Consider the following 18,203-nt stretch of genomic DNA (forward strand, 5'->3'; position numbering starts at 1 on the left):
CACGGCGGCATCAGATCGCCGGGCCAGGACGGTTCAGGAGACCCGCGTGACCCAATCGATCCCCGGCCTTTACCCGGCCCCGACCAACCATGCCGGCCTCGTGGCCTGGGTGGAGCAGATCGCGGCGCTGACCAAGCCCGCCCGCGTCCACTGGTGCGACGGCTCCGAGGCCGAGAAGGCCGAGATCGTCGCCGACCTGATCGGCAAGGGCACGCTGAAGGCGCTGGACCCGGTCAAGCGCCCGGGCAGCTACTACGCCGCTTCGGACCCCAAGGACGTGGCCCGCGTCGAGAGCCGCACCTTCATCTGCTCGGCCGATGAGATTGACGCAGGCCCGACCAACAACTGGGCCGATCCGGTCGAGATGCGCGCCCGTATGGACGGCCTGTTCGACGGCTGCATGGCCGGCCGGACCATGTATGTCGTGCCGTTCTCGATGGGCCCGCTCGGCTCGCCGATCAGCGCCCTGGGCGTCGAGATCACCGACAGCGGCTATGTCGCCGTCTCGATGGGCATCATGACCCGCATGGGCCAGCCCGCTCTGGACGTGCTGGGCGAGGACGGCGTCTTCGTGCCCGCCGTGCACACCCTGGGCGCCCCGCTGGCGGACGGCCAGGCCGACGTGCCGTGGCCCTGCAACGAGGACAAGTGGATCGTCCACTATCCCGAGACCCGCGAGATCTGGTCCTACGGTTCGGGCTACGGCGGCAACGCCCTGCTGGGCAAGAAATGCTACGCCCTGCGCATCGCCTCGGTCATGGCTCGCGATGAGGGCTGGCTGGCCGAGCACATGCTCATCCTCAAGCTGACCGATCCGAAGGGCCGCGCCAAATATGTCGCCGCCGCCTTCCCCTCGGCCTGCGGCAAGACCAACCTGGCCATGCTCCAGCCGACGCTGGACGGCTGGAAGGCCGAGACCATCGGGGACGACATCGCCTGGATGCGCTTCGGCGACGACGGCCGTCTGTACGCCGTGAACCCGGAAGCCGGCTTCTTCGGCGTCGCCCCGGGCACCAGCCGCAACACCAACCAGAACGCCCTGGCGACCCTGGCCTCGAACACCGTCTTCACCAACACCGGCCTGACCGACGACGGCGACGTGTGGTGGGAGGGCCTGTCCAAGGAAGCCCCCGCCGGGATGACCAACTGGAAGGGCGCGCGCCACGACCCGGCCTCGGGCGAGCCCGCCGCGCACCCGAACGCCCGCTTCGCCGCCCCGGCCCACCAGTGCCCGACCATCGCGCCCGAGTGGGAAGATCCCAAGGGCGTGCCGATCGACGCCATCCTGTTCGGCGGCCGCCGCGCCAGCGCCGTGCCGCTGGTGACGGAAGCCTTCGACTGGGAGCACGGCGTGTTCATGGGCTCGTCGGTCGCTTCGGAAGGCACCGCCGCGGCTGAGAACGCCATCGGCGAGCTGCGCCGCGACCCGTTCGCGATGCTGCCCTTCTGCGGCTACAACATGGGCGACTATTTCGCCCACTGGCTGTCGATGGGCGGCCGGACCGACGCCGCCAAGCTGCCGCGCCTCTACTTCGTCAACTGGTTCCGCAAGAACGAGGACGGCAAGTTCGTCTGGCCGGGCTTCGGCGACAACGCCCGCGTCCTGAAGTGGATCGCCGAGCGGCTGGACGGTGAAGCCGCCGCCGTGGACACCCCGGTCGGCCGCGTGCCGTCGGCCGAGGCGCTGGACCTGTCGGGCCTGAGCCTGACCGACGCCGACCTAGCCACCCTGCTGGACGTCGACGCCGAGGTCTGGGCCGAAGAAGCCGCCCTGATCCCCGCCTTCTACGAGAAGTTCGGCGATCGCCTGCCCAAGGCCCTGTGGGACCAGCACGCGGCCCTGACCGCCCGCATCGACGCCCACCGCGCCGCCGCCATCGCGGCGGAGTAGCAAACCCAAACGGCGTCCCGCGCTCAAGCAGCGAGCGACCGCGCGGCGAGCGATAGCGCCTCTTGCAAAAGAACCACGAGGGGTCGATCTGACCCCTCGTGTCTTCCTCCCCTGATGTCATCGTCATCGGCGCCGGCGTGCTCGGCCTGTGCAGCGCAGCCGAACTGGCCGCGCGCGGTCATGCCGTGACCGTGCTCGACCCCGGCGGTCCCAATGCGTCGTCCGCGGCGGCGGGGATGATCGCCCCGGCGATGGAAAGCCTGATCGACGGCCTGTCGCCGGCCCATGCGGCCCTGCTGAAGCGCGGGCGCGACCTGTGGCCCGCCTTCGCCGGGCGAAGCGGCCTGACCCTGGTCCTGGACGGCGCGGCGTGGCGCGGGCCGGATCCGGACGCGGCCGTCGCCCGGCTGCACGCCCTCGGCTTCGCGGCGCACAGGGAAGGCGAAGGCCTGTTCACCCCCGACGACTGGCGGATCGAGGCCCAGACGGCGCTGGCGCAACTGTCCGACGTCCCCGGCGTCACGCGCGTTGCGGCGACTGTCGCGGGTCTGTCCCGCGAGGGAGAGGCGTGGACGGCGGTGGCCGCCGACGGACGCCGCTGGTCGGCGCCGCGGGTGGTCCTGGCCACCGGCGCGGCGCGCGCGCTGGAGGGCCTGCCGGACGCGGTGGCGCGGCGGGTCAACGCCATCGAACCGATCCGGGGACAGCTGACGCCGGTGCGCTGCGCCACGCCCGGACGGGTCCTGCGCGGGCCCGGAGGCTATGCGGCTCCGACGGCGGACGGCGCCCTGTGCGGCGCCACGATGGAGGCGGGCGAGCGCAGCGTGGCGCCCGACCGCACCGTCGCCGCCCGTCAGGCGGAGATGGGCCTGTCCCTGATCGGCGCGGAAGGCGAGGCCGGAGAACCTCGCGTCGGCATCCGGGGCGCGTCGCCGGACGGCCTGCCGATGGCGGGCCCGTCCGGCGCGGACGGCCTCTATCTGGCCCTGGCGCCGCGCCGCAACGGCTGGCTGCTGGGGCCGCTGGTGGCCCATGTGGTCGCGGACGCACTTGAGGGCCGGGCGTCTCTTGCGGAAGCCTCGGCCCTCTCGCCCCACCGGTTCGCCTGATCAGTCAGCCGGCGGCACGAAGCGCAGGTTGATGGCGACCCGGGATCCTTCCGGCGCTCCGTCCACGGTGCGCGGGCTGACGCGGAAATGGCGCGACAGGTTCTGCGCGGCGCGGCCGAAGCCCTGACCGGCCGGCGTTTCACCGGCGACCGCGCAGTCCGAGACCGAGCCGTTGGCCTCGACCAGGCAGTTCAGCGACACCGAACCGGCGGTTCCCGCCGCGATGGCGCGGGCCGGATAGGCGCGCATCATCTGCTCGGCCGTGGGCTGGCGGACCCAGCTGGGATCGCGGATCACGCGCACGGCGGGCGGCTCGGCGACCGGCTCGCGCGCCGGCGGCGCCTCGGGCGTGGGGTGTTCGACCGGCGGGAAGCTGATCGTCGGGCCGGTGGTCGGCTTGGCGTCCGGATTGATCGGAACCTTCAGGACGTCGATGGTCGTCGGCGGCGCGTCCGGGTGGTGGATAGGCGGATTCTCCGCCGCCGGCTTGCTCTCCACCGGCTTCGGCTTGGGCGGGGGCTCCAGCGTGATGATCGGACCCGTCATCGGCGGGGTCTCTTCTATCGGCGGCAGCTTCATCTCGAAGCGTTGGTAGTAGAGCGCGACGCCGACCCCGATGTGGGCCGTCGCCACCAGGCCGATCGCGATCCAGGCGGAGCGCGACAGTCCGGGGCCTTTCCGTTCGTGGAAGTCGATGGGGCTAACCAGTCCTGGCCCGCCCGCTGTTCTGATCATCATGGCCGTACTTCTTCCCTGTCTTTTCGCCGTCCCCACAGCGTCCCTGACGGAAATGGAGCGCTGCCGTTGGGGCGGGTTTGCGGCGAGGGTCTGGCGGGATTGGACACACCAAAGAACGTGACTTTGCGGTCACGTTAAGGTCTGATTAACCAGAGTTCCCCAGCATTAACGATTATGACCATCAGGGCGATTCCATCGTCGGGCGGGGTAGAGGCGGCCATTCGGCGTGCGTCCAGCGCGACGGGTGTGGACGCCGACTTCCTCGTGCGCACCGCCCGGCGCGAAAGCGCGATGAACCCCAATGCGCGGGCGCCGACCTCGTCCGCCTCGGGCCTGTTCCAGTTTATCGAGCAGACCTGGCTGGGCACGGTGAAGGCCCACGGCGCCAAGCACGGCTACGGCCAGTACGCCGACCTGATCTATCGCGGTTCGGACGGGCGCTGGCGGGTCGAGGGCTCGGCCCGCAACGTGGTGCTGGACCTGCGCTTCGATCCCCAGGCCGCCTCGACCATGGCCGGCGAGCTGACGGCCCAGAACGCCGCCTATCTGCGCGGCCGCACGGGGCGCGAGCCGGGGGCGGGCGACCTGTACGCGGCCCACTTCCTGGGGCCGGCGGGCGCGGCTCAGCTGATGGAGGCCATGGACCGGCGTCCGGGCTCCAGCGCCGCGTCGATCTTCCCCGAGGCGGCTGCGGCCAACCGTTCGATCTTCTACCGCGACGGCCGCCCGGCGACGGTGGCCGAGGTCCACGCCAACCTGCAGCGCTCGGCGGGTGGCGGGGCCCCCGCCTCGGGCGCCGGCGACGGCCTGCCCGCCGCGCCGCCGCTGTCCGAGCGGGACCAGATGCTGGCCGCGCGGCTGGATCGGCTGAAACAGGACCAGAGCCTGCTGGCCCTGCTGCTCGGCCAGGACGGCGACGGCAAGGCGGGCGGCTTCGGCGGCGCCTTCGGACCGGACGAGAAGACCAACGCCTGAGCGCGAATCCGGCCATGGTGAACCGCCCGTTAACGATACCGGGCCGATGCTGCCCGCCTGATCAGACCTCGAGCGTCCCATGACCGCCTACCGCGCCAGCCTGACCGAGATCGACATCCGTCGGCTGATCCAGTCGAACGACGAGGACGAGCGCGCCGCCGCCGCCCACAAGCTGTGCCGGAACATGGACAAGGCCGAGCTGGACGAGCACGACCGCGCCGCCGCCCACAAGATCCTGCGCCTGCTGGCCAATGACGCCGCCGAACTGGTGCGCCGGGCCATGGCGGTGACGCTGAAGGCCTCGGACCTGATCCCGCGCGACGTGGCCCGCCGGCTGGCCGCCGACGTCGACAGCGTGGCCCTGCCGCTGATCAACTTCTCCCCCGTCTTCTCGGACGAGGACCTGATCGAGATCGTGCAGGCCGGCTCGGTCGTGCGCCAGACCGCCGTGGCCGCACGCCCGCGGGTCAGCCGCGACGTCGCCGCCGCCGTGGCCGAAGTGGGCGCCGAACCCGCCGTGCGGGCGCTGGCCGCCAACGACAACGCCGACATCGCCGAGAGCGCCCTGGGCCGCTGCGTCGACCGCTTCGGCGCCTCGCCCGAGATCATCGCGGCCCTGGCCTACCGCCAGGTCCTGCCGCTGTCGGTGACCGAGCGTCTGGTCGAACTGGCCTCCGAGGCCGTGCGCGAGCATCTGGTCACCCGCCACTCCGTCGCGCCCGAGACCGCCATCCGCCTGGCCTCCTTCGCCCGCGAACGCGCCACGGTCGATCTGGTCGATCAGGCCTCCGGCCACGCGGACCTGTCCCAGTTCGTCGCCACCCTGCATGCGCGGCGCGCCCTGACCGGCTCCCTGCTGCTGCGGGCGCTGGCGCGGGGACAGATGGCCCTGTTCGAGCACGGGCTGGCCGAGCTGGCCGGGGCGCCGCACCAGCGGGCCTGGCTGATGATCCACGACGCCGGCCCGCTGGGCCTGAAGGCCATCTACGACCGGGCCGGCCTGCCGCCGCGCCTGTTCCAGGCCTTCCGCGCCGGGGTCGACACCTGGCGGTCGCTGCAGGCCGAGGGCGTGGACACCACCGACGACGCCTTCCGCCAGCAGATGCTGGAACGCTTCCTGACCCAGCGCCCCAACGCCCCGCGCGAGGACCTGGCCTATCTGATGGAACGGCTGGACCAGGATCCGGTCGCCGCCCCGTCGCGCGCGGGCGTGGCGGCCTAGTTCTCGGACCGCCAGCATGGCTCCAGAGCGTCCATCGACGCTTCAAGCCAATCCCGGACGGGGCCCGCGCCGCCGTGCGCAAGGGTCAGTTCGACAGGCGCGCCGTCAGCCGCGACCGCTCTGATCGAGAGGCGATAGCCTTGATGGAGATAGCCCAGGTTCGGCGGCGTCGGCCGGGAGCCTACTGCAGTTTCGATCGGCTGGATCTCGATGCGCGGCAGTGCGATGCGCTCCAGACGGCTCACGGCCTCGATCAGCGCGGGGCACGAGGACCCGGCGGCGGATCGCGCCGCGCCGTTCGCTTCAACCAGCACAGCACGCCACGAAACGGGCGACCCGCTGCCCGCACGATCCTTGTAGAAGGTCAGGGTGCTGCGTTCGCCGGCTTCGCCACGGATCATCTCGACGACAGCCGCCGCCGGCGGCCCTCCCTGGTCACCAACAAGGGCCTGGGCCTGCGCCCAAGCAGGCGCTGAGACCACGTAAAGGGCGGCTAGGCCGGCGGCGTAGTGGCGGTTCCAGGACATGGTTGTCCGTCCGGGGCTTACTGGAACCTTCATCGTCAGCGATGCGGCAACTTCAGGTCAATGGTTCACTACCGTCGGTAGGTTGCTTGAAGCGCACACAGCAAAACGCCCGCCGGTGAGGGCGGGCGTTCGCGAAACTCTTGATCGTATTCGATCACGCGAAGTGCTGGGCTACCTTGGCTTCCAGCGTCTCGGCCAGCACCTTGCCGGTCGGGTGGTCGTCGGTCTGGATCTGGTCGCGGACGACGGCCCGGATGGCGTCGATGTGGGCGTCGATCAGCACCAGCGGCGCGGCCATGCGCTTGGCCGGATCATCCAGCATCTTGCACAGCGAACCGGCCAGGCGGGTGACCAGCGGATACTGGTAGGTCGAGCCCAGGCCCTTCAGGTCGTGGGCGCGGAAATACAGGCCCTCGGCCGTCTGGGCGTTATAGCCCTGGGCGCGGATGTCGGCCTGGGCCTGGTCCAGCTTGGTGATCTCGTCCTGCAGCCACTGGCCGAATTGGGCCGACATGGCCTTGAGGGCTTCCTCGGCCTTGGCGATCGCATTGGCGTCGATGCCGCCGAAGGCGCCACCGACCTTCATGCGAAGGGTGTTGGGCGGACGAATGACCTGGGCAGAGTTGCTCACCGGGCGCTCCCGAAATTGACTGGCGCTTTTGGTCGCACAAACGACCTTAAGAAGCCGTGCACGCGGGGGAATTTGCCCTCAGGACGCGAACTGTTCCGCCAGCACCCGCTCCTCGAACGAGCGGCCCTCGTCGAACAGCATGGTCAGGGCGATGTCGCGGCGTTCGCGCACATCGACGCGGGTGACCCGCCGGACCTCGAAATTGTCGGCGGTGGCGCTGACCGGGCGCTTGTCGGCTTCCAGGATTTCGAAACAGACCGTGGCCTGATGGGGCAGCAGGGCGCCGCGCCAGCGGCGGGGGCGGAAGGCGCTGATCGGGGTCAGGGCCAGGACCCGCGAATCCAGCGGGATGATCGGGCCGTGGGCCGACAGGTTGTAGGCGGTCGAGCCCGCCGCCGTGGCCACCAGGCAGCCGTCGCAGGCCAGTTCCTCCAGCCGCACGCGGCCGTCGACGCTGATGCGCAGCTTGGCGCTCTGCCGCGTCTGGCGCAGCAGGGAGACCTCGTTGATGGCCAGGCCGCTGTGGACCTGTCCGGACTCCGTCCAGGCGTCCATCTGCAGCGGGTGGATGACCGCGCGGCCGGCGCCGGACAGCCTTTCCAGCAGGCCGTCCTCCTCATAGTCGTTCATCAGGAAGCCGACCGAGCCGCGGTTCATGCCGAACACCGGGGTGCGGCGCTCCATCACCGTGTGCAGGGTCTCCAGCATGAAGCCGTCGCCGCCCAGGGCCACGATCACGTCGGCCTGCTCCTCGGGCACCGAGCCGTAGCGCTCGGCCAGCCGCGCGCGGGCCTCCAGGGCCTCCGGTCGATCGGAGGCGGCGAAGGCGATGCGAAGAGGACGGTCGGAGGAGGAGGTCACCGTCGCACGCAAGCCGAGCGGGCCTGTGAAGTCAAACGGCGATGCGCTGTTCGGTCGGATCCGGATCGACCAGGGCGCGGAAGGCGCGGGCCGCGGAGGTCGCCGACAGGGCGCCGCGCTGCCACACCGGATCGCCCAGGTCGCCGGGCAGGCCGTGGTTCAGCTTGCGCAGTTCGGTCAGCAGGGTCGGGAAGACCGCGCGGTCGATGCCGACGACGGAACAGGCGTAATACAGGGCCTCGGGCCTGGACGCGCGCAGGGCCTGACGGATCTGGTTGACGGTGAAGCCGCTCAGCGCGGCCAGGCCGTGGACCAGCAGGCTGAGGCGCTTCTCGCGCACGGCGCGGATCAGCATGGCGGGCTTCAGCTGGCCGGCGGCCTGCAGCTTGGCGACCAGCCGGCGCTCCATCTCCTCGCGCTCGGGCGTGTCCTCGGGGATGTCGTCGGGCCGGTCCTTGCGCATGACGCCCTCGACGGCGTCGTACACGGCGTTTCCGAACTTGCGCTCGTCGACCTGGAAGCGGGCGCCGATCGACTCGCGCAGGGCGGCGCCGACCCAGTGGTACATCTGTTCGGCCAGGGCCTCGGTCAGGCGCGGGTGGCGCGACAGCGGTCCGCGCAGGGCGGCGATGCGGCGCGAATGCTCGACCAGCCGGCGGAAGCCCTCGCCGCTGATCTGGGCGGTGCGGTTGGTGGCCAGGGCGGTCAGGACGGCGGGGACGCCGCGCTCGATGACGGCGTCAGCGACGCGGCCGCTGATCTCTGGACGGCGGGCCACGGCGATCTGGTGGTCCAGCGAGGCCTCGACCAGGATCCTCAGCAGATCCTCGTCCTGCAGCACGGGGCTGGCGGCCAGGATGGGGGCGGCGATCTCGATCTCGTCCAGCGCCAGCACATTGACCAGGGCCGGCGGGGCCCAGTCGGCGTGGGCCAGGCGGCTGGCCAGGGCCTTGCGGATGTCGCGTTCGGCCTGGCGGGCCAGGAACAGGAAGATCTCGCCCAGGATGGGGGACAGCTGGCCGTCCGGCGGGCTGGCGTCGCACAGGGCCATGACGCCCAGAAGCAATCTCTGGCGGGCGTCGGGACTGTTGTTTCGGGCCAGCGCCAGCAGGTCTTCGGCGCGCGGCGCGCGCTCGGGGGACCGGGACGGATTGAGCTGGACGAGAACGGTCACACACGCCTCCGGCGCACCGTTAGGGTTACGGCAGGATTTACCGTACCGCTTGCAACCTAAGAGGCGGTTAACGGAACCTGAATCTTGACGCGGCCCCGCCCCGGGGCGAGCGTGCGCGCCATAAGAACGAGGCGAGGACGACGGCCATGGCTGACGGTGCAATGACTTCCCTGAAGTCTCGGGTGTCCGAGGCGGAGTGGAACACCCGCGTCGAACTGGCGGCCCTGTACCGCCTGGTGGCGCTGCACGGGTGGGACGACATGATCTTCACCCATATCTCGGCCCGCGTGCCGGGGCCCGAGCATCATTTCCTGATCAATCCGTACGGCTGGTATTTCGAGGAGATGACGGCCTCGTCCCTCGTGAAGGTCGATCTGGACGGCAACATCGTCCAGGAGACCGAGAACTTCATCAATCCGGCGGGCTTCACCATCCACTCGGCCATTCACGGGGCCCGGGATGACGCGCATTTCGTCATCCACCTGCACACCGTGGCCGGCGTCGGAGTGGCGGCGCAGCAGGAGGGCCTGCTGCCGATCGGCCAGAATGCCTGCCTGCTGCAGCATCAGGTCGCCTATCACGGCTACGAAGGCCTGGCGCTGAACCACGAGGAGCGCGAGCGGCTGGTGGCGGACCTCGGCGACAAGCCGCTGATGCTGCTGCGCAACCACGGCACCCTGGCGGTCGGTCCGACGGCGGCGGCGGCCTGGATCGGCATGTTCTTCCTCGAGCGCGCCTGCGCCCAGCAGATCGCGGCCCTGTCCGGCGGGCGGGAACACGTCCTGTTCGCCCCCGACGCGGCCCAGGCCGAGACGCGGGAGCAGGGCAAGGGGATTGGGTTCATTTCGGCCCTCGCCTGGCCGGGCGCGTTGCGTATGCTCGACAGGAAGTCGCCCGGCTACGACGTGTGAGGCGGGCCGGGGGGCTGCTGCTGACGCTGGCAGCCCTTGGGGCCGCCGCCCCGGCCGCGGCCGGTCCCTGGACCTTGCCGAAGGGCGACGGGCAGGTGATCGTCAAGTTCGAAGACATGCGGGCCGGCGAAGGGTTCGACCCGGACGGCAGCCTCGCCGACCTGCCCGCCGACCGCCGCGACACCGTGGTCTCGGTCTTCGCCGAATACGGCCTGACGGATCGCCTGACCGTCCGTTTCAAGGGCGACTGGCAGTCGGGGAAGGACGCCTTCGTCGACTACGAGGGCCGCGGGCCGCTGGAGATCGGCGTGAACTGGCAGGTCTGGCGCGACGACCGCACGGCGGTGGCCCTGTACGGCGGCGTGGCGGACGGCGGGGAAGGGCGCAACGCCGGCTATGCCCCGCCCGGCGTCGGCGGCCAGGACTGGGAGGTCCGCGCCTCGGCCGGCCGCTCGTTCGGACGGGCCCGGTGGATGTCCCGCGCGGCGACCGGCGGCTTCGTCACGCTGGAGGCGGCGCGGCGGATTCGGGGCGGACTGCCGGACGAGACCCGCGTCGACGCCACGCTCGGCCTGCATTTCGGCGACAAGTGGATGCTGCTGAACCAGGCCTACGGCGGGCAGGCCGACGACGGCGGGCCGCGCTGGCTGTCGGTCGAGACCTCCCTGGTCCGGCGCTTCGGATCCTGGAGCGTCCAGGCCGGATGGCGCGAGGCCGTGGCCGGGCGGGAGACGCCGCGTTCGGGCGGTCCGGTCATCGGGCTATGGCGTCGCTTCTGACCGCGACGGAATTCGGAACAGCACCCGTTACATGAACTTAAGTTGCGTCGACGGCGAGAGCCGCTAAGTCGGCACGTCCCCAAAGTCCCGGAGCGCCCGCCGCGTGGTCAAGCGTCACTTCTTCCTCGTCGCCGCGGCGATCCTCCTGGCCCTGATGGTCGGCGCCCTCGTGCTGCGCATGGCGTTCGCCGACGATGAGAAGGCCGGCGGACCGGGCGGGGGCCGGGGCGGACCCGGCGGCGGACGCGGCCAGGCCGTGTCGGAAGCCGTCGCCGCGCCGCGCGAGTTCAGCGACCGCATCCGCGTCCTGGGCGTCGCCCGTGGCCGGCGCTCGGTCAACATCACCTCCTCGACCAGCGAACTGATCACCCGCGTGATGTTCTCGGACGGCCAGCGCGTCGCCGCCGGCACGCCCCTGGTCCAGCTGCAGGCCCGCGAGGAAGACGCCAACATCGCCGACAACCGCGCCCAGGTCGCCCGCGCCCAGACCATGTACGAGCGCTACAAGACCCTGAACGACCGCGGTTTCGCCTCGGCGGCCATGGTCGAACAGTATGAGACCGAGCTGGAATCGGCCCGCGCCTCGCTGGCCGCGTCCGAGGCCCGCGCCGGGGACCGCACCATCCGCGCGCCGTTCGCGGGCGTGCTGGGCCTCAGCACCGTCACCCCGGGCACCCTGGTCAATCCGGGCGCCGTCATCACCACCCTGGACGACATCGACGTGGTCCGCGTCGACTTCCCCATCCCCGAGCGCTACCTGGCCGTCCTGCGGGCGGGGACGCCGATCACCGCCACCATCGACGCCTATGGCGACGAGGTCTTCACCGGCCGCATCGCCCTGATCGACACGCGGGTGAACGAGTCGACCCGCTCGGTCACCGCCCGCGCCGAAATCCCCAATCCCGGCGCCCGCATCCGGCCCGGCATGGCCGTCCGCGTCGCCGTCCAGCAGGGCCTGCGCCAGGGCATCGCCGTGCCCGAGGCCGCGGTCCAGTACGAAGGCGACGGCGCCTTCGTCTATCGCATCGCCAACGGCGAGCGCGGCTCCACGGCCCAGCGGGTCGTGGTCGAGACCGGCGCGGTCGAGGGCGGCTTCGTCGAGATCCTGTCCGGCCTGGCCAATGGCGACCGCGTGGTCGGCTCGGGCCTGAACCGCATCCAGCCCAACGCCCCCGTGCGCGTCGGCGGAGCGGGCGGGCGAGGCGGTCAAGGCGGGGGGCAGGGCGGCCGCGCCGCTCCGGCCCAGGGCGCCGCCCGATGATGCTCTCCGACGTTTCCGTCCGCCGCCCCGTCATGGCGGCGGTGGCGGCGATCGTGCTGTGCGTGATCGGCGCCGCGGCCTTCTTCTTCCTGCCGGTGCGCGAACTGCCGGACGTCGATCCGCCGATCGTGTCGGTGAACACCAGCTACGCCGGGGCCTCCGCCGAGGTTATCGAAAGCCGGATCACCGAGCCCATCGAGCAGCAGATCGCCGGCATCCAGGGCGTCGAGCGCATCACCTCGTCCAGCCGCGACGGCCGGTCGAGCGTGAACATCGAATTCTCGCTGGACCGCAACATCGACGACGCCGCCAACGACGTGCGCGACCGCGTCTCGCGCGTGGTCGGCCGCCTGCCGGACCAGGCCGATCCGCCCGAAGTGGCCAAGGCCGACTCGGACAGCCAGCCGATCATCATCCTGTTCCTGCGCTCGACCAGCCTGAACCGGCTGGAGCTGACGGACTACGCCGACCGCTATCTGATCGACCGCCTGGCCACCGTGCCGGGCGCCGCCCAGGTGCAGATCTACGGCGAGCAGCGCTACGCCATGCGCATCTGGCTGGACGCCGCCGCCATGGCCGCGCGCGGACTGACCGTCACCGACGTCGAGACGGCCCTGACGGCCCAGAACGTCGAACTGCCCGCCGGTTCGCTGGAGTCGGGCCAGAAGGACTACACCGTCCGCGTCGCGCGCACCTACGCCCGCGCCGAGGACTTCCGCCAACTGCCCATCGGCACGCGCGGCTCGGCCTCCAACGCCGCCGCCTCGAACAACACCAGCGGCCTGGCCACCAACAGCAACGCCCTGCCCAGCGGCGCCACCGGCGCCATCCAGGGCCAGGCGGCCTATGTCACCCGTCTGGGCGACATCGCCCGCGTCGTGGAGGCTCCCGCCGAGGACCGCCGCCTGTTCCGCGGCAACGGCGTCGACCAGATCGGCCTGGCCGTCACCCGTCAGGCCCAGTCCAACGACCTGGCCATCTCCGACGGCGTGCACAAGATGATCGAGCAGATCCGTCCCAGCCTGCCGCCGGGCACGGAGCTGGTCGTCGGGTCCGACAACTCGGTCTTCACCAGCCACGCCATCGACGAGGTGTGGATCACCATCGGCATCTCGATGGCGCTGGTCGCCCTGGTCAACTTCATCTTCCTGGGCACCCTGCGCGCCGCCCTGATCCCGTCGATCGTGGCGCCCATCTGCTTGTTGGCCACCTTCATCGTCCTGGCCCCGCTGGGCTTCTCGCTGAACCTGCTGACCCTGCTGGCCCTGGTGCTGGCCATCGGTCTGGTGGTCGACGACGCCATCGTGGTGACCGAGAACATCCAGCGCCGCATCGACCACGGCGAACCGCCCCTGGTCGCCGCCGAGCGCGGCGCGCGCCAGGTGTTCTTCGCCGTCGTGGCCACCACCGTGGTGCTGCTGGCGGTGTTCGCGCCGCTGCTGTTCCTGCCCGGCTACGTCGGCCGCCTGTTCGTCGAGCTGGCGGCGGCCATCGCCGCGGCCGTGGCCTTCTCGGCCTTCCTGGCGCTCAGCCTGTCGCCCATGCTGGCGTCCAAGATCCTGCGTCCGGCGCACAGCGGCGGCTTCGTCGCCAAGCGCGTCGACTGGGCCATGGACAAGCTGCGCGAGTCCTACGGCAATTCCCTGCGCGCCCTGCTGGGCACCCGGATCGCGGTCGTGGGCGTGATCGGCCTGATCGTGCTGGTCGGGGCCGGCGCGACGGTCATGTTCCTGACCCTGCCGGACGAACTGGTGCCGCCGGAAGACCGGGGCCGGGTGCAGATCCGCGTCCAGGGACCCGAGGGCGCCGGCTTCGACTACACCCGCCGGATCGTCCTGGGTCTGGAGCCCATCCTGGCCGAGTACAAGGCCAGCGGCGAGGCGGACAGCTATCTGGTTTCGGCGCCCGGCTTCGGCGGCGGCAGCTACAACTCCGGCAACGGCAGCCTGATTCTGGCCGACTGGTCGCTTCGCCACCGCTCGGCCGACGAGATCGCCCAGGAACTGAACGGCAAGCTGCGCGGCCAGACGGACGCCCAGGTCAACGCCTCGGTCCCCGGCGCCTTCCAGCGCGGCGGCGGCAACTCCAACTCGGTCGAGATGATCGTCACGGGGGCGGAGTACGGCGACATCTACAACTGGCTGCAGCCCATGCTGGCGGCCTCGCTGGAGAACCCCGGCTTCTCGCGTCCGCGCCTGAACTATGAGCCGAACGCCCCGCGCCTGCTGGTCGACGTGGACCCCGAGAAGGCCGCGGCCCTGGGCGTCTCGGCCCAGTCCATCGGCCGCACGCTGGAGACCATGTTCGGCTCCCGCCGCGCCACCACCTATCTGAAGGGCGGGCAGGAGTACGACGTCATCCTGCAGACCCAGCGCGACAACCGGCGCAACGTCAGCGATCTGGAGGCCCTGTACGTCAACACGGGCTCCGGCCAGCTGGTGCCGCTGTCGGCGGTGGTCACGACCCAGACCTCGGGCGACACGCCCGACCGTCGTCGTCTGGACCGTCAGCGCGCCATCACCCTCAGCGCGGACCTGAACCCCGGCTACACCATCGCCGACGCCACCGCCTTCCTGACCCAGACCGCCGCCCAGCAGCCGCAGGGCGTGGTCACCACCCAGTGGGGCGGGGCGGCGCGCGACCAGCAGGAGGCCGGCGGCGCCGTCGCCGCGGCCTTCGGCCTCGCCCTGCTGCTGGTCTTCCTGGTGCTGGCGGCCCAGTTCGAAAGCTGGATCACCCCGGCGGTGATCATGCTGACGGTGCCGTTGGCGGCCGCCGGCGGGCTGTTCGGCCTGGTCATGGCGGGCTCCAGCCTGAACATCTACAGCCAGATCGGCCTGATCATCCTGATCGGTGTGGCGGCCAAGAACGGCATCCTGATCGTCGAGTTCGCCAACCAGCTGCGCGACCAGGGCCGGTCGATCCGCGACGCCATCATCGAGTCGTCGACCCTGCGCCTGCGTCCGATCATCATGACCTCGATCGCCACCGCCTTCGGCGCCCTGCCGCTGGTGCTGTGGCACGGGGCGGGGGCGGGCAGCCGCCAGACCATCGGCGTGGTGATCTTCGCCGGTGCCATGTTCGCGACCCTGCTGACCCTGTTCGTGGTGCCCGTGATCTACGGCGTGCTGGCGCGCTTCACCAAGTCGCCGGAATACACCGCCCGCAAGATCGAGGAGTGGGAAGCCCAGGAGACCACCGCCAACGACAAGGGCCTGGCGGCGGCGGAATAGGGACCAGCCAATCTGCCATCTCATCCCAGCGAAGGCCGGGATGACGATAGCTTTTTATTGAGCCGGCGGCGGAGCCCCCGCCGGAACGTATCCGGTCTCGACCTTCAGCCAGGCGATGACGTCGCGGCGGTCGGTCGCGTCCGGCAGGCCGGGGAAGGTCATCTTGTTGCCGGGCAGGAAGGTGCGCGGGTTCTCCAGCCAGTGATCCAGCTTTTCGGCGTCCCAGACGAAGCCGGCGGTCTTCACCGCGTTCGAATAGTTGTACTTGGCCGCGGTCCCCGCCTGACGCCCGAAGACGCCGTACAGGTTCGGTCCGGTCATGTTCGGTCCGCCCTCGGTCACCGTGTGGCACGAGCGGCAGCGGGCGAAGACGCGGCGGCCGTTGTCCAGGTCGCCCTGATTGTACGGGGCGGGCAGGGCGGCCAGCAGGACGGCCTTCTGCGCCGGGGTCAGCTCCGGCTTCGGCGGCGCGGCGGGGGCGGCCGATCCGGCCCCGCCATCGCTACAGGCGGACAGGCCCAGCAGGGCGGCCAGGGACAGCGCGGGGACGAGGGCGAGGCGGGTCATGGGAAGGCTCCGGAATCCGGGAGCAGTGATAGCTCAAACACCGGCCCGGACAACCGCCCTGCGACGCTTGGCCGGGGTGGACGCTGAGGTGTCGCTCCTGATAATCACTGTCAGGAAAGGCGCGCCTTTTTCGCGCCGGCGTTTCCACGAGTTCCATGTCTGACACCCTCAAACTGAGCGAGGCCCGCAAGGGCGCCCGCGGCGTCATCGTTCAGGTCGGCGAGCACTGCCACCACAAGGGCGACGCCGTCGAACTGGAGCGCCGCCTGATCGAACTGGGCTTCGTCGAGGGCGCGCGCGTGGAGCTGCTGCACGAGGGCCTGTTCGGCCGTGATCCCATCGCCATGAAGGTCGACGACATGCGCGTCGCCCTGCGCCGTCACGAGGCCGCCAGCCTGACGATCCGCCTGGACGGGACCGCCGCCTGATGGACATGCAGGTTCGCACGCCCCGCGTCGCCCTGGTCGGCAACCCGAACAGCGGCAAGACCGCCCTGTTCAACGCCCTGACCGGCGCCCACCAGAAGGTCGCCAACTACGCCGGGGTCACCGTCGAGCGGAAGGAAGGCCATATCCGCACCGGCGAAGGCCGCGCCCTGACCGTCCTCGACCTGCCGGGCACCTATTCCCTGCGCGCCCGCAGCCCGGACGAGGAGGTCACCCGCGACGCCGTCCTGGGCAAGCTGGCCGGAGAGGTTCCGCCGGACGTGATCGTGGCCGTCGCCGACGCCACCAACCTGCGCCTGGTCCTGCGCCTGGTGCTGGAGCTGAAGGCCGTCGGGCGTCCGATGGTGCTGGCGCTCAACATGTACGACATCGCCCAGCGTCAGGGGCTGCGCATCGATCTGGAGAGGCTTCAGGCTGAACTGGGCGTGCCGGTGATCCCGACCACGGCCACGCGCCGCCGGGGCGTCGCCGAACTGATCGCCGCCGTCGACGCCGCCGCCGGGACCCTGTCGGCCACCGCCGAGAGCGAGTGGATCTCCCCGGACGCCGACGCCCTGCGCGGCAAGGCCCGCGAGGCCGAGCGCATCATGAAGGCCTGCGTCAAGCCGCCCGAGCGTCCGGACACCCTGACCGGCAAGATCGACGGCGTGCTGCTGCACCCGGTCGCGGGCCTGCTGATCCTGGTCGCCCTGCTGTTCGTCATGTTCCAGGCGGTCTTCACCTGGGCGACGCCGCTGATGGACGGCATCGAGGGCGTCCTGGGCGGCTTCGGCGCCTGGATCGCCACCGTCATGCCGGACGGCATCTGGCAGAGCCTGATCGTCGACGGCCTGATCGCGGGCGTCGGCGGGGTGCTGGTCTTCCTGCCGCAGATCCTGATCCTGTTCCTGTTCATCCTCCTGCTGGAGGACTTCGGCTACATGGCCCGGGCCGCCTTCCTGATGGACCGGGTCATGGGCGGGGCGGGGCTGCACGGCCGGGCCTTCATTCCGCTGCTCTCCAGCTTCGCCTGCGCCATTCCCGGCGTGATGGCGGCGCGGGTGATCGATTCCAAGCGCGACCGGCTGACCACCATCATGGTCGCGCCGCTGATGACCTGTTCGGCGCGCATTCCCGTCTATGTCCTGATCATCGGCGCCTTCATTCCGAACGAGAAGGTGTGGGGCGTGCTCAGCCTGCAGGGGCTGGTGATGTTCGGCCTGTACGCCGCCGGCATCGTCAGCGCCCTGATCGTCTCCTTCGTCATCCGCAAGATCTTCTGGAGGGGCGCGGTCGAGCCCTTCATGATGGAGCTGCCCGCCTACAAGCTGCCCGATCCCAAGAGCGTGGCCTTCAACCTGTGGCTCCGCGCCCGCATCTTCCTGGAGCGGGCCGGGCGGATCATCCTGCCGCTGATGGTCATCGTCTGGGCGCTGGCGACCTTCCCCTATCCGCCCGAGGGCGCGACCCAGCCGGCCATCGACTACTCCTTCGCCGGCATGATCGGCCGGGCGCTGGAGCCCATCTTCGCACCCATCGGCTTCAACTGGCAGATGGTCATCGCCCTGATCCCGGGCATGGCGGCGCGCGAGGTCGCGGTGGCGGCCCTGGGCACCGTCTACGCCGTCGCCGATCCCGAGAGCGCCACCAGCCTGCTGGGCGCGACCCTGGCGTCGCACTGGTCGCTGGCCACCGGCCTGGCCTTCCTGGCTTGGTACATCTTCGCCCCGCAGTGCGTGGCGACGCTGGGCGTGGTCAAGCGCGAGCTGAACTCGTGGAAATGGATGTGGGTTATGGTCGTCTACATGTTCGGCCTAGCCTATCTGTCCGCCTTCGTGACCTACCACCTGTCCGTGGCGCTGGGCGGAGGCTGAGCCCCGGCGCGTCCGTCGCCGAACT

16 protein-coding genes are annotated in these 18,203 nt (G+C 70.8%); 10 read left to right on the forward strand and 6 right to left on the reverse strand.

Going from position 1 to position 18,203, the window contains the following annotated elements; translation table 11 throughout:
* Positions 1-46: 46 nt before the first annotated feature.
* Both AC3WRV_RS07730 and AC3WRV_RS07735 read left to right on the forward strand, forming a co-directional pair.
* Positions 47-1,891 (forward strand): phosphoenolpyruvate carboxykinase (GTP), encoded by a 1,845-nt coding sequence (locus AC3WRV_RS07730; RefSeq protein ID WP_492312783.1) that lies wholly within the window; start codon positions 47-49, stop codon positions 1,889-1,891.
* Positions 1,892-1,989: 98 nt separating this feature from the next.
* The gene (locus tag AC3WRV_RS07735; protein ID WP_492312784.1) at positions 1,990-3,000 is read left to right on the forward strand and encodes an NAD(P)/FAD-dependent oxidoreductase; all 1,011 of its coding nucleotides are present in this window, start codon (positions 1,990-1,992) and stop codon (positions 2,998-3,000) included.
* On the opposite strand, the gene AC3WRV_RS07740 is transcribed toward AC3WRV_RS07735, so the two are convergent.
* Positions 3,001-3,738, reverse strand: coding sequence for a TonB family protein (locus AC3WRV_RS07740; protein ID WP_492312785.1), 738 nt, complete (start codon positions 3,736-3,738; stop codon positions 3,001-3,003).
* A gap of 174 nt (positions 3,739-3,912) precedes the next feature.
* Between AC3WRV_RS07740 and AC3WRV_RS07745 the strand changes: the two genes are divergently transcribed.
* Positions 3,913-4,713 carry a transglycosylase SLT domain-containing protein gene (locus tag AC3WRV_RS07745; RefSeq protein ID WP_492312786.1) on the forward strand — a complete coding sequence of 267 codons (801 nt, stop codon included), beginning with the start codon at positions 3,913-3,915 and terminating at the stop codon, positions 4,711-4,713.
* A gap of 79 nt (positions 4,714-4,792) precedes the next feature.
* The gene (gene spbR / locus AC3WRV_RS07750; RefSeq protein WP_492312787.1) at positions 4,793-5,935 is read left to right on the forward strand and encodes a SpbR family protein; all 1,143 of its coding nucleotides are present in this window, start codon (positions 4,793-4,795) and stop codon (positions 5,933-5,935) included.
* Here the strand turns inward: spbR and AC3WRV_RS07755 are convergent.
* The 4 genes from AC3WRV_RS07755 to AC3WRV_RS07770 form a co-directional block, all read right to left on the reverse strand.
* Entirely contained in the window at positions 5,932-6,462 is a 531-nt protein-coding gene (locus AC3WRV_RS07755; RefSeq protein WP_492312788.1) for a hypothetical protein, read from the reverse strand. The two genes, spbR and AC3WRV_RS07755, sit on opposite strands and share 4 nt — an antisense overlap.
* A 154-nt stretch (positions 6,463-6,616) precedes the next feature.
* Positions 6,617-7,093 (reverse strand): Hpt domain-containing protein, encoded by a 477-nt coding sequence (locus AC3WRV_RS07760; RefSeq protein WP_492312789.1) that lies wholly within the window; start codon positions 7,091-7,093, stop codon positions 6,617-6,619.
* Between the two features lie 78 nt (positions 7,094-7,171).
* Positions 7,172-7,954 (reverse strand): NAD kinase, encoded by a 783-nt coding sequence (locus AC3WRV_RS07765; protein WP_492312790.1) that lies wholly within the window; start codon positions 7,952-7,954, stop codon positions 7,172-7,174.
* Positions 7,955-7,985: 31 nt separating this feature from the next.
* A complete protein-coding gene (locus AC3WRV_RS07770) occupies positions 7,986-9,128 on the reverse strand; it encodes a DUF2336 domain-containing protein (protein ID WP_291839098.1) in 1,143 nt (380 codons plus the stop codon).
* 146 nt (positions 9,129-9,274) lie between these two features.
* Between AC3WRV_RS07770 and AC3WRV_RS07775 the strand changes: the two genes are divergently transcribed.
* The 4 genes from AC3WRV_RS07775 to AC3WRV_RS07790 all read left to right on the forward strand — a co-directional run bounded on the left by AC3WRV_RS07775 (position 9,275) and on the right by AC3WRV_RS07790 (position 15,312).
* Complete coding sequence (locus tag AC3WRV_RS07775) at positions 9,275-10,039, forward strand: class II aldolase/adducin family protein (protein ID WP_492312791.1); 765 nt, start codon at positions 9,275-9,277, stop codon at positions 10,037-10,039.
* Positions 10,036-10,818 (forward strand): hypothetical protein, encoded by a 783-nt coding sequence (locus AC3WRV_RS07780; RefSeq protein ID WP_492312792.1) that lies wholly within the window; start codon positions 10,036-10,038, stop codon positions 10,816-10,818. The genes AC3WRV_RS07775 and AC3WRV_RS07780 overlap by 4 nt, the downstream gene beginning before the upstream one ends.
* A 103-nt stretch (positions 10,819-10,921) precedes the next feature.
* Complete coding sequence (locus AC3WRV_RS07785) at positions 10,922-12,079, forward strand: efflux RND transporter periplasmic adaptor subunit (protein WP_492312793.1); 1,158 nt, start codon at positions 10,922-10,924, stop codon at positions 12,077-12,079.
* Positions 12,079-15,312 (forward strand): efflux RND transporter permease subunit, encoded by a 3,234-nt coding sequence (locus AC3WRV_RS07790; protein ID WP_492313592.1) that lies wholly within the window; start codon positions 12,079-12,081, stop codon positions 15,310-15,312. Before AC3WRV_RS07785 ends, AC3WRV_RS07790 begins: the two co-directional genes overlap by 1 nt.
* Before the next feature lie 54 nt (positions 15,313-15,366).
* On the opposite strand, the gene AC3WRV_RS07795 is transcribed toward AC3WRV_RS07790, so the two are convergent.
* Entirely contained in the window at positions 15,367-15,879 is a 513-nt protein-coding gene (locus AC3WRV_RS07795; RefSeq protein WP_492312794.1) for a c-type cytochrome, read from the reverse strand.
* Between the two features lie 155 nt (positions 15,880-16,034).
* Here AC3WRV_RS07795 and AC3WRV_RS07800 point away from each other — a divergent pair, with 155 nt between their 5' ends.
* Both AC3WRV_RS07800 and feoB read left to right on the forward strand, forming a co-directional pair.
* A complete protein-coding gene (locus AC3WRV_RS07800) occupies positions 16,035-16,307 on the forward strand; it encodes a FeoA family protein (protein ID WP_291840050.1) in 273 nt (90 codons plus the stop codon).
* Positions 16,307-18,178 carry a ferrous iron transporter B gene (feoB, locus tag AC3WRV_RS07805; protein WP_492312795.1) on the forward strand — a complete coding sequence of 624 codons (1,872 nt, stop codon included), beginning with the start codon at positions 16,307-16,309 and terminating at the stop codon, positions 18,176-18,178. The genes AC3WRV_RS07800 and feoB overlap by 1 nt, the downstream gene beginning before the upstream one ends.
* The last annotated feature ends 25 nt before the right edge of the window (positions 18,179-18,203 follow it).

It is taken from the genome of Brevundimonas sp. EU05-FHT14B11, assembly GCF_058790835.1.